This window comes from Desulfobotulus pelophilus (genome assembly GCF_026155325.1).
GTDB lineage: Bacteria > Desulfobacterota > Desulfobacteria > Desulfobacterales > ASO4-4 > Desulfobotulus > Desulfobotulus pelophilus.
Genome location: NZ_JAPFPW010000019.1, coordinates 13966 through 37672 on the forward strand (window position 1 = coordinate 13966; position 23707 = coordinate 37672).

Annotated in this window: 22 protein-coding genes; 12 read left to right on the forward strand and 10 right to left on the reverse strand. The window is 44.0% G+C overall.

The genetic code is table 11. The annotated features are described in order from the left end of the window. Positions 1–64: 64 nt before the first annotated feature. From gyrB to rdgC, 4 genes are all read right to left on the reverse strand, one after another. Complete coding sequence (gene gyrB / locus OOT00_RS13320; protein WP_265425878.1) at positions 65–2491, reverse strand: DNA topoisomerase (ATP-hydrolyzing) subunit B; 2427 nt, start codon at positions 2489–2491, stop codon at positions 65–67. A 5-nt stretch (positions 2492–2496) separates the two neighbouring features. After that, positions 2497–3624 carry a DNA polymerase III subunit beta gene (gene dnaN / locus OOT00_RS13325; RefSeq protein ID WP_265425879.1) on the reverse strand — a complete coding sequence of 376 codons (1128 nt, stop codon included), beginning with the start codon at positions 3622–3624 and terminating at the stop codon, positions 2497–2499. Positions 3625–3970: 346 nt separating this feature from the next. After that, positions 3971–4510: a hypothetical protein gene (locus OOT00_RS13330; protein WP_265425880.1), complete on the reverse strand. Its 540-nt coding sequence runs from the start codon at positions 4508–4510 to the stop codon at positions 3971–3973. A 3-nt stretch (positions 4511–4513) separates the two neighbouring features. Continuing rightward, the gene (gene rdgC, locus OOT00_RS13335; protein ID WP_265425881.1) at positions 4514–5128 is read right to left on the reverse strand and encodes a recombination-associated protein RdgC; all 615 of its coding nucleotides are present in this window, start codon (positions 5126–5128) and stop codon (positions 4514–4516) included. Between the two features lie 137 nt (positions 5129–5265). Here rdgC and OOT00_RS13340 point away from each other — a divergent pair, with 137 nt between their 5' ends. From OOT00_RS13340 to OOT00_RS13350, 3 genes are read left to right on the forward strand one after another with little or no spacing between them, the layout of a single operon-like run. After that, the gene (locus OOT00_RS13340; protein WP_265425882.1) at positions 5266–5718 is read left to right on the forward strand and encodes a hypothetical protein; all 453 of its coding nucleotides are present in this window, start codon (positions 5266–5268) and stop codon (positions 5716–5718) included. A 15-nt stretch (positions 5719–5733) separates the two neighbouring features. Continuing rightward, positions 5734–8973, forward strand: a complete 3240-nt coding sequence (locus OOT00_RS13345; RefSeq protein WP_265425883.1) for a UvrD-helicase domain-containing protein — start codon at positions 5734–5736, stop codon at positions 8971–8973. A gap of 21 nt (positions 8974–8994) precedes the next feature. Beyond that, complete coding sequence (locus tag OOT00_RS13350; RefSeq protein ID WP_265425884.1) at positions 8995–9588, forward strand: lytic transglycosylase domain-containing protein; 594 nt, start codon at positions 8995–8997, stop codon at positions 9586–9588. A 42-nt stretch (positions 9589–9630) separates the two neighbouring features. Here OOT00_RS13350 and OOT00_RS13355 read toward each other — a convergent pair whose 3' ends face one another. Beyond that, positions 9631–10692, reverse strand: coding sequence for a branched-chain amino acid aminotransferase (locus OOT00_RS13355; RefSeq protein WP_265425885.1), 1062 nt, complete (start codon positions 10690–10692; stop codon positions 9631–9633). A gap of 183 nt (positions 10693–10875) precedes the next feature. Between OOT00_RS13355 and OOT00_RS13360 the strand changes: the two genes are divergently transcribed. Beyond that, the gene (locus OOT00_RS13360; RefSeq protein ID WP_265425886.1) at positions 10876–11676 is read left to right on the forward strand and encodes a YkgJ family cysteine cluster protein; all 801 of its coding nucleotides are present in this window, start codon (positions 10876–10878) and stop codon (positions 11674–11676) included. 75 nt (positions 11677–11751) lie between these two features. Here the strand turns inward: OOT00_RS13360 and dapA are convergent, their stop codons facing one another. Then, positions 11752–12798, reverse strand: a complete 1047-nt coding sequence (gene dapA, locus OOT00_RS13365; RefSeq protein ID WP_265425887.1) for a 4-hydroxy-tetrahydrodipicolinate synthase — start codon at positions 12796–12798, stop codon at positions 11752–11754. A gap of 499 nt (positions 12799–13297) precedes the next feature. On the opposite strand from dapA, the gene OOT00_RS13370 reads away from it, so the two are divergent. The 6 genes from OOT00_RS13370 to OOT00_RS13395 all read left to right on the forward strand — a co-directional run bounded on the left by OOT00_RS13370 (position 13298) and on the right by OOT00_RS13395 (position 19654). Further along, positions 13298–13921: a tetratricopeptide repeat protein gene (locus tag OOT00_RS13370; protein ID WP_265425888.1), complete on the forward strand. Its 624-nt coding sequence runs from the start codon at positions 13298–13300 to the stop codon at positions 13919–13921. A gap of 61 nt (positions 13922–13982) precedes the next feature. After that, complete coding sequence (locus OOT00_RS13375) at positions 13983–15101, forward strand: hypothetical protein (RefSeq protein ID WP_265425889.1); 1119 nt, start codon at positions 13983–13985, stop codon at positions 15099–15101. A 288-nt stretch (positions 15102–15389) separates the two neighbouring features. Then, complete coding sequence (dsrA, locus tag OOT00_RS13380; RefSeq protein WP_265425890.1) at positions 15390–16709, forward strand: dissimilatory-type sulfite reductase subunit alpha; 1320 nt, start codon at positions 15390–15392, stop codon at positions 16707–16709. Positions 16710–16727: 18 nt separating this feature from the next. Beyond that, on the forward strand, positions 16728–17876 hold the full coding sequence (gene dsrB / locus OOT00_RS13385; RefSeq protein WP_265425891.1) for a dissimilatory-type sulfite reductase subunit beta: 1149 nt from the start codon (positions 16728–16730) through the stop codon (positions 17874–17876). A 75-nt stretch (positions 17877–17951) separates the two neighbouring features. After that, the gene (locus tag OOT00_RS13390; protein WP_265425892.1) at positions 17952–18194 is read left to right on the forward strand and encodes a dissimilatory sulfite reductase D family protein; all 243 of its coding nucleotides are present in this window, start codon (positions 17952–17954) and stop codon (positions 18192–18194) included. Between the two features lie 38 nt (positions 18195–18232). After that, positions 18233–19654: a cobyrinic acid a,c-diamide synthase CobB gene (locus OOT00_RS13395; RefSeq protein ID WP_265425893.1), complete on the forward strand. Its 1422-nt coding sequence runs from the start codon at positions 18233–18235 to the stop codon at positions 19652–19654. Positions 19655–19822: 168 nt separating this feature from the next. On the opposite strand, the gene OOT00_RS13400 is transcribed toward OOT00_RS13395, so the two are convergent. The 4 genes from OOT00_RS13400 to sfsA all read right to left on the reverse strand — a co-directional run bounded on the left by OOT00_RS13400 (position 19823) and on the right by sfsA (position 22128). After that, on the reverse strand, positions 19823–20263 hold the full coding sequence (locus OOT00_RS13400) for a cytochrome c3 family protein (protein WP_265425894.1): 441 nt from the start codon (positions 20261–20263) through the stop codon (positions 19823–19825). A 63-nt stretch (positions 20264–20326) separates the two neighbouring features. Then, on the reverse strand, positions 20327–21088 hold the full coding sequence (gene tatC / locus OOT00_RS13405; protein WP_265425895.1) for a twin-arginine translocase subunit TatC: 762 nt from the start codon (positions 21086–21088) through the stop codon (positions 20327–20329). Then, positions 21078–21314, reverse strand: a complete 237-nt coding sequence (tatA, locus tag OOT00_RS13410; RefSeq protein WP_265425896.1) for a twin-arginine translocase TatA/TatE family subunit — start codon at positions 21312–21314, stop codon at positions 21078–21080. Before tatA ends, tatC begins: the two co-directional genes overlap by 11 nt. Before the next feature lie 100 nt (positions 21315–21414). After that, on the reverse strand, positions 21415–22128 hold the full coding sequence (sfsA, locus tag OOT00_RS13415; RefSeq protein ID WP_265425897.1) for a DNA/RNA nuclease SfsA: 714 nt from the start codon (positions 22126–22128) through the stop codon (positions 21415–21417). An 85-nt stretch (positions 22129–22213) separates the two neighbouring features. Between sfsA and OOT00_RS13420 the strand changes: the two genes are divergently transcribed. After that, complete coding sequence (locus OOT00_RS13420; RefSeq protein ID WP_265425898.1) at positions 22214–22669, forward strand: NfeD family protein; 456 nt, start codon at positions 22214–22216, stop codon at positions 22667–22669. An 11-nt stretch (positions 22670–22680) separates the two neighbouring features. Beyond that, positions 22681–23664: an SPFH domain-containing protein gene (locus OOT00_RS13425; protein ID WP_265425899.1), complete on the forward strand. Its 984-nt coding sequence runs from the start codon at positions 22681–22683 to the stop codon at positions 23662–23664. Positions 23665–23707 lie beyond the last annotated feature (43 nt).

A 23707-nucleotide genomic window follows, 5' to 3' on the forward strand; every position in this document is an offset into this window, starting at 1 on the left:
CAACAATAAAAGCCCGCACCCAAAAACAGTGTGCGGGCTTTTATTATTTCCTTCATGTATTGTATCACATGTCAATCATGGTCACTTCCAGTGCATTATTCTGGATAAACTCACGTCTGGGCTCAACCTCATCACCCATAAGCAGGGTAAAAATATCATCGGCAACCTGAGCATCTTCAACCTTGACTTGTAACAGTCTCCTTTTATCAGGATCCATAGTGGTTTCCCACAGCTGGTCCGGGTTCATCTCACCAAGGCCCTTATAGCGCTGAATATTAATTCCTTTTTTAGCTTCTTCATTGATTTTTTTATAAAAAGACCTGAGATTACCTAATGTTTCCCTGTTGTCTGTCTCTTTAGAAGAAATTTGGAAAGGAGGCCTGTTAAATTCTTTTATTTTCTGGCTTAAATCGGCACATCTCTGATACTCTTGGGAAAAAATAAAACTTCTCCCTATTCTTACGGGTTTTTTCTCCCTGACTGTTGCATATTCTTCTTCCAGCGATATTTTCCTTTCCGGAGATGTTACCACCAGTTCAAAAATATCCCTCTCTGCATTCCACATAAACTGGTTTATTTCATATCCGGAAGCAAGGAGATGATTGTGGACACGCTGCATCAGTTCTTCGTTTTTAAGGTCCTCTTTTTCCTTTATGCCTTCTCCCAGCAGAATATCCATCAGCTCGGGTTCATATCCCTTGCGCTGGAGTTTTTCCTGATTCAGCATAAAAAGGTCAAGATTTTTTAAAAATGTATAGAGAACCTCACTTTCCAGAGGTGTTTCTTCGTTATGAACATAAATATGTTTCAGGTCACAGACCCTTTTCAGCAGATAACGGCTGTATTCATTTTCATCTTTAAGATAAATGCCACCCTTTCCTTTTCCTATACGGTACAGAGGAGGCTGGGCAATATACATATACCCTTTTGCTATAACCTCAGGAACCTGCCTGTAGAAAAAGGTAAGAAGCAGAGTCCGGATATGGGAACCATCCACATCCGCATCCGTCATAATAACAATTTTATGATACCGGACCTTTTCAATATCAAATTCTTCCCTGCCTATTCCAGCACCAAGAACGGTAATTATATTTTTGACTTCTTCACTTTTCAGAATCTTGTCAAAACGTGCTTTTTCAACGTTTAATATCTTACCCCTCAAGGGTAGAATAGCCTGAAATCTTCTGTCCCTTGCCTGCTTTGCCGAACCTCCGGCAGAATCGCCCTCCACAAGAAAGAGTTCCCTTTCTTTGGGATCGGAATACTGACATTCTGCAAGTTTTCCGGGTAGTGTTGCATCGGCCATTCCTCCCTTGCTTCTGGCAAGATCTCTTGCACGCCTGGCTGCTTCTCTGGCACGGGCAGCTTCCACAGCCTTCACAATAATTTTTCTTGCAATGGAAGGATTTTCTTCAAAAAACAGATTCAGCTTTTCGTTTACCAGAGATTCAACCAACCCCTTAACCTCAGAGTTCCCAAGTTTGGTTTTCGTCTGGCCTTCAAACTGAGGTTCTTTTATTCGAATACTGACAATGGCTGTCAGTCCTTCACGGACATCATCTCCGGATATTTTGGCCTGCATATTTTTAGGGATATGGTCCCCGGAAGCATAGGCATTCAAGGTACGGGTAAGGGCTCCCTTGAATCCACTGAGATGAAAACCGCCTTCCACAGTATGAATATTATTTGCAAAAGACTGAATTTTTTCATTGAAGGAATCATTGTACTGAATGGCAACTTCTATCTGAACATCATTGCGTTTTCCTTCAATAACAATGGGATCATGAATCAAAGCATGATGACGATTCAGATATTCGACAAAGGACCGTATCCCACCTTCATAATGGAAATCATCCCGTTCATCGGATCTTTCATCTTCTATGACGATACGAATCCCTTTATTCAGAAAGGCGAGCTCACGCATACGTCGGCTTAAAATTTCGTAAACAAAGCTGTCCGTATTCATTACCGTTGTATCAGGTTTGAAATGAACCTGTGTTCCGGTCAGATCCGTTTCACCAATGATCTTTAGTTCGGAAGTCTTTTTTCCTTTGGAAAAAGTTTGAAAAAAAACATTTCCTTTTTGCCAGATAGTCAGTTCCAGAAGATCTGAAAGTGCATTGACAACGGAAATCCCAACACCGTGAAGACCACCTGAAACCTTATAGGTATCATTATCGAATTTTCCACCAGCATGAAGTTTGGTAAGAACCACTTCTGCCGCAGGTACCCCTTCTTTCTCGTGTATTTCAGTGGGGATTCCCCTGCCGTTATCTTTGACGGTTACACTGTTGTCCGTATGGATAGTGATTTCAATCCTGTCACAATATCCTGCCATGGCTTCATCAATGGAGTTATCCACTACCTCATAAACCAGATGATGGAGACCTTCACTTTCAATGTTACCAATGTACATGGAAGGACGTTTACGGACGGCTTCAAGGCCTTCAAGTATTTTTATATTTTTAGCTGTATAGGTATTTTCAGTCATTTTTTTTATATTCTTATCGGCATAATTACGGATGTGAAGTGATTGTCAGATTTTCCTTTTATAATACAGGGTGTCTGACTGTTATGAATATAAACATGAACCTCTTCTTCTTCTACCAGGGCTAAGGCATCCATAAAAAACTTTGGATTAAAGGCAACTTCAAACCCTTCCCTTTCAAAGGAAATTGTCAGTTCTTCATGGGATTCTCCCATATCGGGATTGGATGTCATGAGGGTGAGTTTATCCCTGTCAAAGGAAAATATGATGGATCTGAATTCATCATCAGACAGAATGGACATTCTGCGAAGGCTCATGATGAGTTCCTGTCTGTTAAAAACAATAATATTTTCCGGATCCATCTGCATGATATCCTGATAACCGGGGAAGCCTCCTTCCAGAAGGGTTATGGAAAAAATTTCTGTTTCTTTGGCAACCACAAAGCGGTTATTCAGTACACCAATATTGACAGGAAGGTTCGTATCTAAAAATTTGAGCAGTTCTGCAAGACCTTTTTTAGGTATCAGTAGAAAAGGACTTCCTTCTTTAAAAGGAAACTCTTGTGCCGATGGCATATCATACTTAACCATCCTTTTGGAATCCGTTGACACACCACGAATAAAACTGTTTCCTTCTTCATTTGTAAATGATTCCATATACAATCCCTGAGTGTAGATTCGTTTTTCTTCAACAAGGGCTGGTATGGATATATTTTTTTCGATCATTTTTTTAAAATGGTGGCTATCCACGGCAATAAAAGATGTATCCGTATCCCTTCCGATTTCAGGAAAATCTTCAGGGTTCATACCTACAATATGAAAAAGAAGATTATTTTCTCCTATTTCGATCCATCTGTTTTCTATTTCGCTGAGAAGAATTGTTTCTGAAGGGAAACTTTTAACTATTTCGTATAGTTTTTTAGCATTAATGCAAACAGTTCCCGTTTCCTGTATATCGGCAGGATAGATACCCGTAAAGTCTGTTTCAAGATCCGTTGATTCTATGCGCAGGGTTCCATCCTGCTCACCCGTAAGACGTACGGTAGACGTTATAAAAAGATTGGTTTTTCTTCCTGCTATGCCTTGAATTTTTGCAAGGACTTCATTGATTTCATTTTTTATGAGTCGGCATTTCATTTTTTTCTCCGCTTTATTTGCCTTTGTTTTTATTTTTTACATTTTTGCAAAAAACCTCTCTTTTTTACCAGCCTTTTTTTCTTTTTACAATTTTTGTTTTTTATTCTTTTCTTATTTAATAAAAACTCATAATAAGCTTTAGTCTTTTTTGTTGAAAGAGTATATAAATAGCTGTTATTTTTTCATTTTAGTCCTTTTTTTATTGTTTTTTACTCTCTTTTGTTCTGTTGAAAAAACATAACTTTTAGGTTCTTTTTTTTATTTGTTTAAAACCCGTATGGTTTTGAACATATAGTATCTGGATTTTTTTGTTCTTCGACAAAAGATGGTTGATAATTATTGTATCCTACCTGTCTTGGGTTGAACGTTTAACCCAGGCCTTCATATCTGAAAATGTTTGTTTCCATTCATCAGACGTTCGTATGGAAACAAATTCTGTAAAAAGTTGATCAATAAATTCATAGGTTTTTTGAATAAGTAAAAATTTTTCTAAAACAGCACCCTCTAACTCATCATTTTCATGAACAGAAGCCGTTTCCGGTGTTTTTAGGCTGGAAAAGCCAAGATGTTCCCCTTTAAGAATAAAGCTCCACTCATGTTCTCCAGAAATCATGATCAGTTGCATTTCCATGACCACAGCACCTTTTTTAAGGGCTACCATAGCTTCTTCTAAACCAGCTGCGTCTCCTTTGATGGTAAGGGTTTCTATACGGTCATCTCCATAGCGATTCTGCAGTACTACCCTGTTTCCAAGCCGGAAATCGGATATTTCTTCATGGACTTTGCTGGCCTGATCAGGATTGGTTTCTGAAAGAAACCAGAGCCATGTAAGGAATTCCTGACCAACAAAACTGAAACGATTATATGCAACGGCGATATCAAGCATTATTTACTCCGAAAAACGTACGGGGCTGAGGGTGGTAAAGGCATCTTTCTGGGTATCCGTTATATTTTTAGTAAACATGACTGCTGTGTACGGAAATATGCGGATAAGCTGACGTTCAAAGGTTTTTAAGAAAAGGGTTTCCACCTCTTCACTGGCGGCTTTCTGGCTGGAAAAAAAATAGGCCTCTCCCGCTTCCATGTCCCATAAAAAATCATAGATGCTGGGGGTGGCAGGAATTCTCAGTAAAAGAGAGGCCTCTATGTCTTCTTTGAGAGCTTTTTTTTCATTTTTGGATAAAAAATCTTTTCCTGATTCCTGAAGACGTTTCTGTGTTTCCATTATAACCAGTTTTTTTAATATTTTGGATGGAATAGCTTTTTTGTCAATTCTCAGACAAAACAAAATAAAATTTCCAAAAACAATTGTTTTTTCTGAAAAATCAGATAAGTAGTGAGATTCAAAGGGAGTCCATCCGCTGGTAAAAAGAGCGGCAGGGTCTTCTATTTCTGGAAAACGGTTGCTGTGAACTCTGTCTCTTATGCTTTCAAGGGAAAGATTTTCATGGTTTCCTTCTACTCGATACCTTGTCAGTGCTGTGGATGAAGAAAGCAGGGCCATAAAACTCCATATATTCTGGAAACTAATTCCTGGATGATGTGTTAAAAGTTTAAAAAAACAGGAATATTTTGATATATTCTCCATATTTTACTATCATGGATTCATATAAAAAGCACCTATGAAAAACAGGAAATCAAATGAGTATACATACCTGTGTAAACCCCGGCAGAGGCGTTGATTCCATTCCCTTTGGTTCCGATGAAAAGTTTGTTGTAGCATCCTTGGGTTTGGCAGATTTTACTGATTTAATTAAAGAAAAAACTCTGGGAAGTACAAAGGTACTGTATTATTTTGATAGAGGAATTACGTTTTATTTTGATGAAGAAGATGGGTACCGTCTTGGCTGTATAGAGGTGGAAGGTTTTTCTATTTTCATGTTTGATCAGAATGTAGCCCGTATTTCTAAGGAAGAACTGAAAAACGTGCTAAGGAAAAATGGAATTGAAGACTGGTATGAGGATAATGATGAAGAACAGGAAGCCCTTACGTCAGATTCTCTGGCGGCAACTTTTTATTTTGAGTTTAACACCCTTATTTCTGTCCAGATAGGGGTGTGTACGGATCAGGAAGAAAATCCGATATGGCCGTAAGGGGATGTGAAAATTATGAAATTTATAGCAGATCTGCATATACATTCAAAATTTTCCATGGCAACGGCCTCCTCTCTGGATCTGGAGCACCTTTATATTTCCGCACAGGAAAAAGGTATTTCGGTTATTGCCACCGGAGACTGTACCCACCCTGGCTGGTATGAAGAACTGAGTACTAAGCTTGTTCCGGCAGAATACGGGTTGTATGCCCTGAAGAATGAAATAGCTTCTGACCTGGACTCTCTGGTTCCTCAAGGATGCAGGCGGGAAGTACGCTTTATGCTTTCTTCGGAAATCAGTTGTATTTACAAAAAGAATGGCAAGGTAAGAAAAAACCATAACCTTGTTTATTTTCCAGACCTTGCGTCCGTAAAGAAATTCAATACCCGCCTGGGCCGTATGGGTAATATCGTTTCGGATGGCAGACCTATTTTGGGTTTGGACAGTCGTGATCTGTTAGAAATGGTATTGGAAACCCATACCCACGCTTTTCTTATTCCTGCCCACATATGGACTCCATGGTTTTCTCTTTTAGGATCCAAATCAGGTTTTAACCATATAACTGATTGTTTTGGTGATCTTACCCGTCATATTTTTGCTGTGGAAACAGGCCTTTCATCAGATCCTGCCATGAACTGGCGGGTTTCTTTTCTTGATGATTTTTGCCTTGTATCAAACTCTGATGCCCATTCTCCGGGTAATCTGGGAAGGGAAGCCAATATACTGAATACGGATTTCGATTATATGGGTATTTACAATGCCCTTAAATATAAGGATCCGGAAATGTTTTTGGGAACATACGAATTTTATCCCGAAGAGGGTAAGTATCATCTGGATGGGCACAGAAAATGCGGTGTCCGTTTTTCTCCGGAGGAGTCCATGGGCCTTGGTGGTATCTGCCCTGTCTGTGGAAAACCTCTTACCCTTGGTGTTTTATATAGAGTGTGTGAGCTTGCGGACCGAAAAAATCCGGATACGAGCCGAAAAATACCTTTTCACAGTATTGTTCCTTTAAAAAATATTCTTTCGGAAATTCATGGGGTTGGACCTAAGACCAAAAAGGTTCAGGCAAGTTATGAACAAGTTTTAAAAAAATGTGGTTCAGAACTTTCCGTTCTTTGGGAAAAAGATAAGTATGAACTAAAAAGCCTGGGGATTCCTCTCCTCGATGAGGCAATTGTAAGAGTGAGGGAAAATCGTATTTTTCTTGAAGGAGGATATGACGGTGATTACGGAAAGGTGAAAATCTTTTCCAGCGAAGAAAAAAATGATCTTCTTCCCCAAAAAAAATTTTTTCCCCTTCAGGAAGAAGCAAAGGGGGAACAGAAAAAAACTGAAAAATATACAAACCAAAAAATAAAAGGGCTTATAAAAGACTGTTCCCGGACCAGAAAGGAAGAAAAAGCCGTTTTACAGCTGAATGATGAACAGGAAGCAGCGGTGCATTACACCCATGGCCCTTCTTTGATCATTGCGGGACCCGGAACGGGTAAGACAAGAACCCTTACCTGTAAAATAGCCAGGATGGCAAAAAAAGCTGACGTGAGTAAAGGGGTTGTTCTGGCCATAACCTTTACCCGAAAAGCTGCTGAAGAGATGAAGGAAAGACTGGATAATCTTGGTGTAGACGAAGGCAACGTTCTGGTTCAGACCTTTCATGGTCTGGGGTATGAAATTCTTGAGGAATCAGGAGAACAAATTCAGCTTGCGGATCGGAATGTATACGAATTTCTGATCAGACAGACTATCCGGAAAAGTGGGTTGAACATAAATGTTCATTCGGCAAAGCAAAGAATATCAGATGTAAAAAAAATGATGTTCACAGGCGCGGTTCCAGACAATGAATCTTTTTTTCTGCTTACAAGCTATGAAAAGGAGATGAATGCTGCGGGAATGATGGATTTTGATGATCTGGTCATAAAAAGTATTGAATGTTTAGAAAAGAAAAAGTCGTTTTATGAAAAATTCATAAAACGATTCACAGCTGTCTGTATAGATGAATATCAGGATCTTGATGCGGCCCAGTATCGTCTTGTTAAGCTGATGACAAAGGATATCAGTAAAATAACAGCCATAGGAGATCCCAATCAGTCCATTTACGGTTTCAGGGGTGGAGACTCCTTTTATTTTGATCAGTTTCGGAAAGACTGGCCGGGCACGAAACTGTTCAGACTTACCCGTAACTATCGTTCATCAGAAAATATTCTCAGTACGGCATGGAAGCTGATGGAAAGCAGTTCTGAAGACAGTTCTCTGAAGGTTATTTCTGGCATTCCAGGCAGACCGGTTGTTTTAAAAGTCTGTTCCGATGAAAAAAAAGAGGCGGAATGGATCGCAGATTGCATACAAAAAGGTATTGGTGGAACTGGTCACCATGCCATTTATGCGGGAATGGATGACCATGAAGGTGATCGTTTTGGTTTCTCTGATATAGCTGTTCTGGTGAGAACCCGAAAACAGATGGATATTATAGGGGATGTTTTTTTAAAAAAGGGAATTCCCTTCCAAACAGGATCAGAAAAATCTTTACAGGAAAATGCAGTTGTTAAAGAAATAATTGCCGCCTTCCGTATTCTTTCAGGTCAGGCGATGGTGTGGGATCTTTTTTCTTTTTCTTTTGGCATACCATGTAAAGAAAGCTGGATACAAAAACTGTGGGAAGAAAATCCTCTGCTGTCTTTTCATATGGAAAAAAAAGAAATGGGTTCATTAAACAAAAAAATAAGTGCTTTAACAAAGATGTACCATTCTTCCAGAGATAGTATTCAGCTTATGGAAGCTGTTCTCGACGAGGTGGATCCGGAGAAAAAGAAGAGAGATGATTTGTTTGTTGCTGCTTTGTTAAAGAAGGCGGAAAAGAAGGATCCGGCTGCATTTTTGAAAGAAATTTTTTTAGAAAAAGAGATTGATACGGTCAGCGAGAAGGCCGAAAAAGTAAGTATGATAACCCTTCATGCATCTAAAGGCCTGGAATTTCCAATGGTTTTTATGCCCGGTTGCGAAGAAGGTTTTCTGCCCCACCGTAAAGGAGGGAAAAGTCTTGATGAAGATGAGGAAAGAAGGCTTTTCTATGTGGGTATAACCCGTGCTGCTTCCAGTCTCTGGCTAAGCTGGGCAAAAAGAAGGCGGATTTTTGGGAAAAGTGAGGAGAGAATGATCTCACCTTTTGTTCGTGATATTTTGTTTCTGCTTGCGGAAGAAAAAGAGAGAAAGGCAGTGAAAGAGAAAAAAGATGGACAGATGCGACTATTTTAAACAGGGATTGTCGGTGAAATAATGATTAAAAGGGAAATAATAAAAAAATACGGAAAAGTTTTTTCCCTTGTTTCTCTGTTTTGTCTGTTTTCAAGTACCTGCTTTTCAGACATCTATATGTATGTGGATGAAAAAGGTGTTGTCCGTTTTACCAATGCACCAACGTCATCCAGATATAAGGTTTTTTTAAAAGAAGAGGGGGGAGACAGAAATGATAGCATGGGTCCTCTTACTTTTTACGATGAAAATATAAAAATTGCAGCCGACTACCATGGGATTGATCCGCTTCTGGTCAAGGCTGTTGTGAGGGTGGAATCTTCCTTTAATCCCCTGGCCGTTTCGCCCAAGGGGGCAAAAGGACTGATGCAGTTGATGCCCTCTACCATTAAAGATCTTGGTGTTAAAGATCCCTTTAACCCAAGGGAAAATATTATGGCTGGAACCCGTTATCTGCGAATGATGCTGGATGTTTTTGATCAGGATACGGAGCTGGCCCTTGCAGCCTATAATGCTGGTCCTTCCAATGTAAGAAGATATGAAGGCGTACCTCCTTTCAGGGAAACTCAGGATTATATAAGAAGGGTTTTTTCTTTTTGGGAGGAATACAGCAGATAAAAACCAAGGGGTATGGGATCTGAAAACCCCTTGGCTCCTTTATTATATTTTTTCAGTCCACTGAAAAGGGTCCTTTTTTTCTCCGTACTGAATGGCTGTAATTTCATCAAAAAGCATGGATGCAACCGGACCGGCTGTACCTTTTTGAATGGTGAGAACCCGGTCTTCATACCGGATGGTACCCACAGGAGAGATAACAGCAGCGGTTCCTGAGCCAAATGCTTCGCTAAGCCATCCTTTCTCGTGGGCATCACAGATTTCATTCATGGAAATACGTTTTTCAGAAACGGCAATCCCTTGTTTTTTGGCCATCTGAATAACCGTATCTCTGGTTATACCGGAAAGAATACTCCCGTTGAGGGCAGGAGTTACAATGGTATTATTGATGACAAAAAAGATATTCATGGAGCCCACTTCTTCCACATAACGGTGTTCTTTTCCATCGAGCCACAGAACCTGGGTGTATCCCTCACGCTGGGCTTCTTCCGATGCATAAAGGCTGGCAGCATAATTACCTGCGGTCTTGGCTTCACCAACCCCACCGGGTACGGCTCTTACATAATCAGAAGTAACCCATATTTTAACGGGATTGAAGCCTTCGGGGTAATATGCACCGACTGGTGACAATATGATAAAGAAACGGTATGTGTGGGAGGCCCGGATACCCAGATAAGGGTCGGTTGCAATAATGGCGGGGCGGATGTAAAGAGAAGTTCCCCGGCTGGAAGGAACCCATTCTCTGTCTGTCCGGATCAGATCTTTCAAATGTTCAAGCACAGTATCCGTATCTATTTCAGGAATACACATGCGTTTTGCAGACCGGTTGAAACGATTGAAGTTGTCTCTGGCCCTGAAAAGTTGAATGGTATCGTCTGGACATCTGTATGCTTTTAACCCTTCGAATATGGCCTGTCCATAATGCAATACCGTGGTGGAGGGAGGAAGGGAAAAATTTCCGTAAGGAACGATACGACTGTCATGCCAACCCTTTTCCCGGTTGTAATCCATAAGAAACATATGGTCCGTAAACTGGGTTCCAAAGCTGAGCTGGCTGTCTTCAGGTTTGGTTTTAGGGGTTTGGGTGGATGTAAAGGATACTTTCATCAGGGTTGCCTCTCCAGCTTTTGATGGCTTTTTTGAATGGTTAATACCCATGGGATGGCTTGCGTCCTGTTATATACGTGTTTTTTCAGCCCGGAATCAAGATGGACTTTTGTCTTTTTATTGATTGAAACCCGAAAAAAGATTCTGCATAAAAATCAAATACAGTGTAAGGAGATGTTTTTTATGATCGATCAGGAGTTTAAGAATCAGGCTGTCCCTGTCCAGTTAACCCGAGACAGCCGTTTTTGCTTTGACTGCCACCCGGGAGTTTCCTGTTTTACGGATTGCTGCCGGAAGATAAATATCATGCTGACCCCCTATGATATTATCCGGATGAAAAACCGTCTGGATATCTCATCGGATGAATTTCTGGCGGTCTATACAGAACCCAGAATTCTTGAAAAGACAGGCCTTCCCGTACCCACAATGCGTCTCCTTGATGACGAAAAACAGTCCTGTCCCTTTGTGCGGGATGAAGAAGGATGTCTTATTTATTCTGATCGCCCCAGTGCCTGTCGGTACTATCCCATAGGAATGGCTACGCGCAGTCATGTTGAGGAGACAGGAGATGATTTTTTCTTCATGATCAATGAGGATCGCTGTAAGGGGCATCAGGAGGAAAAAGAATGGACTGTTGGAGAATGGCGTATGGATCAGGGCGTAGACAAACAGGATATGTTCAATGAAGGCTGGACAGAGCTTGTTGTAAGGAAAAAAAGTTTTGGTATGACCATGGATATGACCGAGAAAAGCAGGAAGTTGTTTTTTATGGTCTGTTATAATATTGACGGGTTCAGAAGATTTGTGTTTGAGTCTGATTTTTTAAAAGTCCACACGATCAGTGAAGACATTGTTGAAAAAATAAAAAAAGATGAAATAGCACTTCTTCAGTTCGGATTTGACTGGTTACGTGCGTTGTTGTTCCAGCTGGATCCGGAAGGTAGGTTTACCCCTAAAGAGGGCAGAAAGGTCACGGCAGACTAGATTTGCCGACAACAACTTTTATATAGTTTTGAAATTTATAGGAGTCCCCATCAGAAAAGATGGGGACTTTTTTTATCAGGGTTTCAGGTAATCTTCTGTGTAATAAAGGTCTGACCAGCAGGCAGGATTTGTCAGGCGTTCTTTGATATCAACGTTAAAAAATTCTCCCGCAGGGTTCAATATGGCAGGATTTTTTTCATGAACCTCCCGTGCTGTAGCCAGGACATAATTAAAACCTTTTTGGGTCATTTTACCCAATGGTTTTCGGCAGGGTCCGGAAGGCATACCGAGAAGTTGCATCAGGGTTTTAAGGGCCAGGGGATTGCGTGCTCTGCAGGCAACGGGACCATAGGGTGTTTCTTCCTGTGTTGTGACCGTAACCAGGCGGAAGAGGGGTTCTATGTCGGAAAGAATCTGCTGGGCTCTTTCCGTTTCACCCTTTCCGAGACAATAGGTCATCTCCGTTACAGCTGCAGGTACAACATTGGAGGCAACAGAAATAATACCCGATGCGGCAATATAAGGATCTGTCATCATAGGAAAAGTAAGGGCGTCATCACCGGAAAAAATAAAAAAATCTTTACCGCAGCACTCACGGGTCCGACGCATGTTTTCCATATTTCCGGTAGCTTCCTTCACGCAGCGTACGTTTTTGTATGTCTTGTGAAGGATGGCGATGTCTTCGGGAAACATCTGTGCTCCCGTTCGGCCGGGTATGATGTAGGGAATGATATCCATATCCGGAAAGGCCTGTGCTATGGGACCAATATATTCTCGACGGATTTCAAGGGAGCTGGGGCCGTTATAGTAGGGATCCACAAGGAGAATGGCATCTACGCCACAGTTGGCTGCATGCTGGGCAGCATGCAGGGATTCCGTTGTATTGTTACTGCCGGCTCCGGCAATACAAAGAGCTTTCTTTTTGCATTTGGAAGCAACGGTTTTTATGACGGTATTGTGTTCTTCCCAGTTCAGGGTCGGGCTTTCTCCTGTGGTACCCACTGCAAGAATGCCCGTAACTCCGCATTGAAGCTGAAAATCGACAAGATGTTCAAGCCCTTTGTAGTCAACGGCATTATGGAACATAGGTGTGACGAGCGCGGTATAACAGCCTGTGCGCATCTGAATCTCCCTTCTGTGCGAAATATCCGAAAAAGATACTATATAAGGATAAAGGTAAGGGTCTCTGTTTCGGGTGAAGTTTGCCTTCCTGTCCGCCTACCATAGATTTGACGCTTTGACAATATTTAACCCTTTGGGAATACAGCAAAGATAAATAGTCTTGACATAAAGGGACAGCCCATATTAACGAAAACCGTTCGATTGGTTTTTTGTTTTATGATGAATAATCATAAAAAAATTTATTTCATTCTGTATGGCAGGTCTGATAAGTGAGGGTTGTATCCGGTTTGTCGATTTGTGAAGGCTACATAAGGTTGGGGTGAGTGAGGTCAGGCAAAAAGGTGGATGGCCGAAGCGGGTTCGAGTCATCTTCGATTTGCAGGTTGAGCGGAAAAAAGAATTATATGGGCTGCCGGTTTGCCAGGAAAGCAGTGGTTTTTAAAAAAACAGGCTTGTTGGCTTGAAAGATATTTCTTTAAACATGTAAAGGGTGGATGCTATGCAGAAAGCACAGAATGCTGAAGAATATATTGCGATGCAGCGAGCCTCGCTGGCCGGTAACTCAGAATGCGGTGCGAGTCATTATAATCTTGCCGTAGCACTGATGGGCCAGAAAAAATATGAAGAAGCCGAGTCCCATCTTCACGAAGCTGTTTCGTGCAGCCCGAATCTGGCGGAGGCTTTTGTTCAGCTGGGCGCTATCTGTCTTCAGAGAGGGGATGCGGAAGGGTGTCTTCACTACAACAAGCGGTCCATAAAGGCCCGCGCAGGATTTGCACCGGGCTATGCAAATATAGGATATCTTGAACTTCAGAACGGTAATATTGATGAAGCCATTAAGAATCTTCAAAAGGCCATTGTTTTTAATTCAAAACATGTTCAGGCTTATACCACCCTGGCTTCCGCCTATCTCATGAAAGGTCTTATGGATGAAGCCATTGAAATATGTTTAAAGAGTATTGAGATCGAACCTGATTTTCCCATCAGCTATAATAACCTTGCCGTGGCTTATCTTGAAAAGGGTGAGTACGCCAAGTCCATAGAAAATGCCGACAAGGCAGGGTCGCTTGGGTATACAGTGGCGGAAGGCCTGTTAAAAGAACTTGAGCCCTACAGACAATAGTTTCCAGAGCAGGCAAAAAGTATGCTTTGGATATGCGCCGGACCTTATTTCGGAAAAGAAAATGGCTATATACCAATATGGTATTGCAGGTGTCACGGACAGCCTTCATCCGGAGGACTCTTCGTATACTCATTTACTGCCATCCAATCGAGAGTTGACCGGAGCTTCTGACAGTGTGGGGTGCGGCCTTTTTCTGGAGGGAGTCGGCAGATTTGTAGAAAATCATATTATTGATCTGGAAAAAGTTTGCGGAGAAAAAATCAGCAATGTGAGGGTTACCCTTGAAAAGCATGGCGCATTTTACCACCCCTGCCGGGTTACTCTGAATAATCAGTGTGCCCTTTCTTTTGTGGTGAATGGTGCGGTTACGGAAGAGGGTATCCGGGTCATGCACTCGGAAGAAAAATCCCTCAGGCTTCTTTGGGATAAAAAAATTAACAATATTCCAGAGCTTCTTTTTTCGGAAGAAGGCTTGCTTTCCGATGGCCACCGGGTTTCTTTTTTTTCAGCAACATGGTTTGACGATTTTTATGAGTTTCACTGGTCTTTTGACGGAAAAGAGCTGGCAATATCCGTATGGGAAGACAATGATAAAAAAAAGTCCCTTTCTTCAGGGCAGGTTTTCGATCTTTTTCGCAAAGCAGCCCGTATTTTAAGTTCTGCCTACGATTTTGATCATTTTCATCAGATATTTCCCTGGCATCATGCGGCCGGTGATTTTGTGGTACGTTCCGTTGGCGATTATGTGGATGTTCGCCTGATAACGGTACGCCAGTACACAAGTCTTTTTGGTACGGATCCGGAACATGCTGATATGTCAGACCGAATGGACTGCATGTTTTATTTTTTATGGAATCTGCTTCTGCGCATGCGCCTTGATCGCCTTGATGGCATTGGTGAGCTGATCTGGGCACCTGAAGAAATTGTTGTTCCCTGCATCCGTGGTTTTTTCGATGCCTTTGTTGAAAAAGCCGTTCATCGGGAAGATATTTCTATGGTTCTGGGGGTTTTTCAACAGATTATCGAATCCATGGGTAAAGATGGTCTTTTTGAAATCCATGAGGATATTCTTTCCGTCTACCATCCCGAATCTCCGGAAAGGATTCTTATGGGTGAGAATCTGAGGGCTCATTCAGATCTGGTTTTTGATAGTATTATGAGCGAACCGGTAATAAAATAATGATGACAGGGGAATAAAAATACAAGATGGGGATAGTCTTTGGGAGGAAAGAATCAAGATAGAGGGTTTTTGGAGAAAAATTGATAAATAAGAGCTATCGGTTTTGAAGAAAAAAACCCTTTTTTATTGACAATCATGCGTTCACATCCTATATGATCCATCTTTGAACAGACATGAAACAGGCGGTTTTTTGATAAAGAAATAAGAAACATTTTATGTTTCGGAGTTATGGTGAGTTCCCCTTGACTGTACGTCAGGATTGTAAATCTTTTACATGGAGGTAAGGTAATGGCAAAACACGAAACTCCGTTGTTGGACCAGCTGGAGTCTGGCCCCTGGCCGAGCTTCGTCTCCGACATGAAGCTTGAAGCTGAAGTCCGTGCCAAGAATGAGGCTGGCATTGAATTTCAGATTCCGGTAGATGCTGTGGATGACCTGCTGGGTGTTCTGGAACTTTCTTATGTACACGGCCGTACCCACTGGAAACATGGGGGTATCGTTGGTGTATTCGGTTATGGTGGTGGTGTTATCGGTCGTTATTGCGACCAGCCGGAAATGTTTCCCGGCGTTGCCCACTTCCACACCGTTCGCGTGGCGCAGCCTGCTGGTAAGTACTACAAGGCAGACTATCTGCGTCAGCTCATGGACATCTGGCAGATGCGCGGTTCCGGCATGACCAACATGCATGGTTCCACGGGTGATATTGTTTTCATTGGTACCCGTACCGAGCAGCTGGAAGAAATCTTCTATGAACTGACCCATAATCTGAATACAGACCTTGGTGGTTCCGGTTCCAACCTGAGAACCCCTGCGGACTGCATTGGTTCTTCCCGTTGTGAATTTGCCTGCTATGACACCAATGGTCTGTGTCATTTCCTCACCAATCTGTATCAGGACGAGCTGCACCGTCCCGCTTTCCCCTACAAGTTTAAGTTTAAGTTCGACGGGTGCCCCAATGGTTGCGTTGCCTCCATTGCACGCTCTGACATGAGCTTTATCGGTACCTGGAAGGATGATATCCGTATTGATCAGGAAGCTGTTCAGGCGTATATCGGTGGTGAGATTGCTCCCAACGGTGGTGCTTTTAAAGGCCGTGACTGGGGTGCTTTCGATATTCAGAAAGAAGTCATTGATCTCTGCCCCACCGAATGTATGTGGATGGAAGGCAAAGAGCTGAAAATCGACAACAAAGAGTGCAACCGCTGCATGCACTGCATTAACGCCATGCCCCGTGCCCTGCGCGTAGGTAAGGATACCGGTGTTTCCATTCTGGTAGGTGCCAAGGCCCCCATTCTGGATGGTCAGCAGATGGGTTCTCTTCTGGCTCCCTTTGTTGAAGTCAATCCCGAAGATGATTATGCTGCTGTTACGGAAGTGATTGAATCTATCTGGGATTGGTGGATGGAAGAAGGCAAGAACCGTGAGCGCCTTGGCGAGCTTATCCGCCGTGCCGGTTTCCAGAAAATGCTGGAAGTTACCGGTATTAAAGCGGACGCCCGTCACGTCAGCGAACCCCGCTGCAACCCCTACATCTTCTGGAAAGAAGATGAAGTACCCGGTGGCTGGGAGCGTGACGTCAAGGAATACAGAAAACATCATAAGCGCTAAGAAGGGGAGGGATATTCCATGGCTTTTGTATCCTCTGGTTATAATCCGGCTACTCCGATGGAAAACCGGATCACAGATATAGGTCCTCGTCACTTTGAAGAGTTTTATCCTCCGGTCATCAAGGCCAATAAGGGTAAGTGGCTCTACCATGAAATCATTGAACCCGGTGTTCTGGTGCATGTTGCCGAAAGCGGAGATGAAATTTATACCATCCGCTGCGGTGGTGCCCGCCTGATGTCCGGTACCCTGATCCGTGAAATCTGCGATATTGCCGACAAACACTGTGATGGCTACCTGCGCTTCACCACTCGTAACAACATCGAGTTCATGGTGGATTCCAAAGATAAGGTTGAAGCCCTTAAGGCTGACCTGAAAGACCGCAAGTTTGCAGGCGGATCCTTTAAATTTCCCATCGGTGGTACGGGTGCAGGTATTTCCAACATCGTCCATACCCAGGGCTGGATCCACTGCCACACGCCTGCCACGGATGCTTCCGGTACCGTGAAGGCAACCATGGATGAAGTTTTCACGGATTTCCAGGACATGCGCCTTCCTGCCAAGCTGCGTATCGCCATGGCCTGCTGTCTGAATATGTGCGGTGCCGTTCACTGCTCTGATATTGCCATCCTCGGTTACCACAGAAAACCGCCGATGATTGACCATGAGTATCTGGATAAGCAGTGCGAGATTCCTCTGGCCATCGCCTCCTGCCCCACGGCGGCCATTAAGCCAGCCAAGCATGAGCTGCCCGATGGTACCAAGGTAAACTCTCTGGCCATCAACAATGAGCGCTGCATGTACTGCGGTAACTGCTATACCATGTGTCCTTCACTGCCCATTTCTGACACCGAAGGCGATGGTATCGTTCTCATGGTGGGTGGTAAGATTTCCAACCGCATCAACCCTCCCAAGTTTTCCAAGGTTGTTGTGGCCTTCATTGAAAACGAAATGCCCCGCTGGCCCACAATGACTCAGGTTATCCGCCGCATGGTGGAAGCCTATGCCAGTGATGCCAGAAAATACGAGCGCGTTGGTGACTGGGCCGAGCGTATCGGATGGGAGCGTTTCTTTGAGAAGTGCGAAATCGAGTTTACGCACCACCTGATCGATGATTTCCGCGATCATGCATACTACACCTGGCGGCAGACCACCCAGTTCAAGTTCTAAGAGCTGAGTCTTTTGCTTCAAGAGGCCGGTATCTTTCAGATACCGGCCCAAACTTTTTTCTTACGGAGGCGTACAATGGCTCTTCCTGAAAATGCAAAAGAGATGGTTCTGGATTACATTGAAAAAAAATCCAAAACCAAATCCAAGTTTTACCTGAAAGATTTTTATACTATTTTTCCCGAAGAGGGTCCCCGGACCGTAAAAAACTTCATCAATAAGATGGTTGGTGAAGGTATTCTGGAGTACTGGTCTTCCGGTTCGTCCACCATGATTGGCCTCAAAGGTGCCGGCAAGCAGGCAGGCGCTGAGGGCGAATAGTTGTATCTTTCTGCTTTTTGAACGGAGCAACCAGCTTCATGCGTTACGATATTCCCCGCATTACCATTTCTGCCTTACGGGGCGGGTCCGGCAAAACCATTCTTTCCATTGGACTTGCCGCAGCCTGGACCCAGGCTGGAATGAAGGTGGCTCCCTTTAAAAAAGGTCCGGATTATATTGATGCCGGCTGGCTGGCTTTTGCTACTGGCCGGCATTGTTATAATCTGGATACCTATTTGTGCGAACCCGATGTGGTTCGCACATCTTTTTTTCGCCACAGCCAAAAAACCGATATAGCCCTTATTGAAGGAAACAGAGGGTTATACGATGGCATTGATCTGGCAGGAAGCACATCCACGGCAGATATTGCCAAGCTTGTCGATGCACCTGTTCTTTTGTGTCTGGACGTAACCAAAAGTACCCGCACCATGGCCGCTCTGGTTTTGGGATGTCTGCATTTTGATCCGGAAGTGCGTATCTGCGGGGTTATTTTAAACCGTGTTGCAGGAACACGCCACGCCGGAATTCTTACCAAAACCATTGAACATCATACAGGTGTTCCGGTTCTGGGAGCGATTCCCAAATTAAGGGAGCAGGATTTTCCTGAGCGTCACATGGGACTCGTTCCTTCTCAGGAGCACGGGTGGGCATCCCATTCCATACGCACAGCTGCTGCCGTTGTGAAGGAACATGTTGATCTCGAGCGACTTTTGAGGCTGTCACAACCAACGGTTTTACGGAATCCAGAGAAGAACAAATCTTTTCACAAAGCCATTACTACGGAAGAAAAACCGGTTACAATTGGTTTTATAAAAGATGCGGCCTTTCAGTTCTATTACCCGGAAAATCTTGAGGCACTGGAAGAAGAGGGTGCTGTTCTGGTACCCGTCAGCAGCTTAGAAGATGGGAGGCTGCCTGATATTGATGCCCTTTACATAGGTGGCGGTTTTCCAGAAACCCATGCGGCGGCTCTGGTAGGGAATGCCAGTCTGAGAAAAGAAATTCTGGAAGCGGCTAATAATGGACTTCCCATTTATGCGGAATGCGGGGGTCTTATGTATCTGGGGGAGGCCCTGGTTCTGGACGGGACTTGCTACCCCATGTGCGGGGTTTTTCCCGTGCGTTTCGGTTTCAGTGAAAAACCCCAGGGGCATGGATATGTTCGGGTTACGGTGGATGGCGACAATCCCTTTTATCCTAAAGGGCTCAGTATATTGGGCCATGAATTCCGTTATTCCCGGGTAGAGGCCATTGAGGAGGGGATACCTATGGCTTTTTCCATGGGGCGCGGTGTCGGGATTGGAAAAGGTCGGGACGGGCTTGTCTTCCGTAATACCCTTGCAGCTTATACCCATATTCATGCCATGGGAACACCTCAGTGGGCACCGTCTCTGGTTGCACAGGCTCGTTTATTCCGCGCTTCAAAAGAGAAGGCAACAAGTCTGTCAGATACAAAGTAAGGTTCCCGCAAACAGGCAGGTCGGGTCAGTTTTAATTATGATGACCTGATACTGTCATGTGAAGATAAAAAAAGGGTACTCCTGCATGAGGAGCACCCTTCATTGATTACGACACCTGATCCCCCTCGTTTCCCCACTTCCCCTCAGGATCGCACTGCCGTTAATGCATCAGTTTGTATGACACTGGTTGCACATTACCGGAGCAATGCGCTCACCCTTATCCCTGTTAAACTGGGCATGGCAGGTGCGGCAGTTGTCATGCATGGCTTCAGCATGGAAATCGAGTTTCGGAGTCTGATCTCCTCTGGCTCTCTGGCCGGGAATGCTATGGCACGCGGCACAGGACTGTACGGGGTCACCCATTACCAGTTCAAGGGGTTGTCCCTTGTCATCATGGTGACAGTCTCCACAGGAAATTCCATAATCTTCAGCATGTTTTTTGTGGGTGAATGTTACAAGGGGTCTCTGATGTTCTTCGTAGATGGGTGTTTTCATCTGAATGACATCATCAACGTCGGTTTTACCCTGCGCTGCCAGCGCTATGGCTGCAGCACAAAGAAAGGTTGCCGAGGCGGCAAGGATGATGATCAGTTTTCTTTTTTGTTTCATAAAGCCTCCTGTATTAGGGATGGGAATAAAAGGTTCTTTGCGGCGAGGGGGCCGGAAAAAACCTTATGATGAATGACCTGCACTGTCTGGATTTTTCTGATCCAGAGATTGTCGCTGAAAAATACGGGCCCCGAGAATGCTTACTTCATAAAGCAATACGAGGGGTATGGCCATCATGATCTGTGTAACCACATCCGGAGGTGTCAGGATGGCGGCCATTCCAAAAAAAAGAAGAAGGGCATACTTGCGGTTTTTAGAAAGAAATTGATGTGTTACAATTCCCATTTTTGCCATGGCTGTAAGAATAAGGGGCATTTCAAAAACCAGACCGAAAGCCAGAAGCATTTTGCTGGAAAAAGAAAGATACTCTTTCATCGCGGGCAGGGCCTGAATATTTTCCGTGGCAAAGCCCAGAAAAAATCGAAAGCCCCATGGAAAAACGATAAAGTAACCAAAAAAAGCTCCTCCAAGGAAAAAGAGAACAGAAAGAAAAATAATGGGTATCAGAATTTTTTTTTCTGTTCGGTATAGTCCGGGAGAAACGAACAGCCAGAATTCAGTCAGGATATAGGGTGATGCAAGAAGAAGCCCCCCGAGCAGAGCCACTTTCAGATAGGTGAAAAAAGCTTCCGGGAGTCCTGTAAAAATAAGGGTGGACCCTGTTGTGCCCATAGCTTCCTGAAGAGGGGCTACGAGAATAAAAAAAAGCTCTTCTTTGAACCCGTAACAAATGAGAAAGCCGACGGTTATGGCGATGATACAGCGGACCAATCGTTTTCTGAGTTCTGTAAGATGATCCATAAGGGAGAGAGACTCATCCTTCATGGCGGCTTTCTTTATCCTTATTTTTCTCCGGTGCATCAATGGCCTGTGGTTTCTTAGCGGGATCTGCCTCCGCATTCAGGGCATCTTTAAAATCTCTGGAGGCCGTTTTAAACTCACCAAAGGCTTTTCCCAGGGAGCGGGCAAGATCCGGTAGCTTTTTAGGTCCGATCACAATCAGTGCCACGGCAAGGATCACTAGAATTTCAGGCATGCCCAAACCAAACATGGATTCCTCCCTTTTTCATAAAAAAATACGGCCATTGCCGTATTCATTCAGCGTATATTATTAGCTTTTCCGGTATTTCCTGTCAAGTATGGCTTACTTTTTATAGGAAAACCGGCAGGGGCTGATGAAGGGAAATACCTTCCAGATTTATGCGTACATCATAACAGATAATTTCCACACCCCTTGCATGGGCTATCCGCAGCGATGCGGCGTAGGCGGGATCTATGGTTTCAGCAGGACAAAACCCGGAAGCATCTTCTCTTTGTACAAGGAAAAAAACAGCCGCACGATGACCACTGTCCACGAGCATGGCAAGCTCTTCCATGTGTTTTTTTCCCCGTGCGGTTACGGCATCGGGAAAGGCGGCAAGTCCGTTAATGATTTGCGTACAGTTTTTCACCTCAACAAAGCAGTTTTTTTGAACCGGGTCCGACAGGAGGATATCTAGGCGAGCATTTTGCGTGACGGCTTCCCGTTTAAGGGATTGATAACCTGCGAGTTCGGGCACAAGCCCTTTCTCTATGGAACGGGAAACGAGATTATTGGGTATCTGGGTATGAATTCCCACAAGACTTTCTTTCATCTGAATAAGGTACCATGTGTACGAAAGTTTTCTTGACGGGGATGGATCATGGGTAACCCATACCGGACGACCCGGCTCACTGCAGTGAGTCATGGCTCCTGAGTTGGCGCAGTGAGCCGTAATCCTTTCTCCCGTATCCAGAAGAATATCTGCCAGAAAACGCTTGTAACGTTGAATCAGAGTTCCTCTGAGGAGTGGTGGCCATAGGATAAGTTTTTGCTCTGAAGCCATGATCCACCTTTCCGGTATGGGCTCTTCATGGTACTATCCGTCTGGTTTTCATACGATAGCCGGAACCAAAGGGCAAGGAGGGAATATGGCTTTGTTTGAGCCTTGGCATGTGTGGATTGTTCTGGGCATTGCGCTGGTGGCCGGAGAAATGTTTACCTTAGGTTTTTTTCTGGCCTGTTTTGGGCTTGGAGCCTTTGCAGCCGCTTTTTTCTCTTTTTTGGGCATGGGGCTTGTTTTTCAGATTTTTATTTTTTCTGTGATGACATTTTTCTGTGTTTTTGCGGTTCGTCCCTTTCTTTTACGTTTTTCGTCGGGAAACAGTCGAAAGATTCAAACCGGGGTGGCGGCTCTTGTTGGAAAAACGGCTGTTGTGCTGGAAGCCTTTGGCGGCCCGGAAAGTCACGGAAAGGTAAAAACAGGGGGAGATGTATGGAGAGCCAGATCAAAGGACGGATCTTTTTTTTCTGAAGGAGATCTTGTTGTTATAGAATCGGTCAGTGGAGTAACCCTTGAGGTTCGTGCTGTCCCAACAACCGCATAAGGAGAACTTTTATGGAACCGCTGTTAATGATCGTTGGATTGCTGGCGCTGTTTGTCATTGTTTTTGCAATCAAAGGGCTGAAAATCATTCAGCAGGCCGAAACCATGATAGTGGAAAGGCTGGGCCGGTTTCACAGGGTGCTGGACAGCGGTATTAACATACTCTGGCCCTTTCTGGATCAACCCCGTCAGATTCACTGGCGGTACGTAACCCAGGATAATACGGGAGAGCGCCGTGTTACCATTACCAAGCTTACGGATCGCATAGATCTGCGTGAGACGGTGTATGATTTTCCCCGTCAGAATGTTATTACAAGAGATAATGTGACCATGGAAATCGATGCACTTTTGTATTTTCAGGTTACGGATGCCATTAAAGCGGTTTATGAGGTTGCCAACCTTCCCCAAGCCATTGAAAAACTGACCCAGACAACTCTCAGAAACGTGGTCGGTGAAATGGATTTCGATGAATGTCTGGCTTCCCGTGAGGTCATTAATACCAAGTTGCGCAGTATTCTGGATGATGCCACAGATAAATGGGGGGTAAGGGTCAGCAGGGTGGAGCTTCAGGACATAACGCCGCCGGCAGAAGTTCAGGAAGCCATGGAAAAGCAGATGAGGGCGGAAAGGGACAGAAGGGCAGCTATTCTCAAGGCGGAAGGTGAAAAAAGAGCTGCTATCCTTGAGGCAGAAGGCGAAAAAGAAGCAGCCATTAACCGTGCGGAAGGGGAGAAACGAGCTACTATCCTGGAGGCCGAAGGTGAGGCTGAGGCCCGGTATAAAATTGCTTCTGCTGAGGCCATGGCCATCTTGAAGCTTGTGGAGGCTTTCAAGGACAGGCCTGGGGATCCGGCTAATTATCTCATCGCCGTACGTTATATAGAAGCCCTGAAAGAAATGGCAGAAGGAAAAGAGAATAAGATAATTTATCTTCCCTATGAGGCAAGTAATTTCCTTGGTTCCATTGGTGGTATCAGGGAGATGTTCAAGGCATAAGGATTACAGCCGGAACCCTCGGGGCTATCTGCGAAAAGGAAAT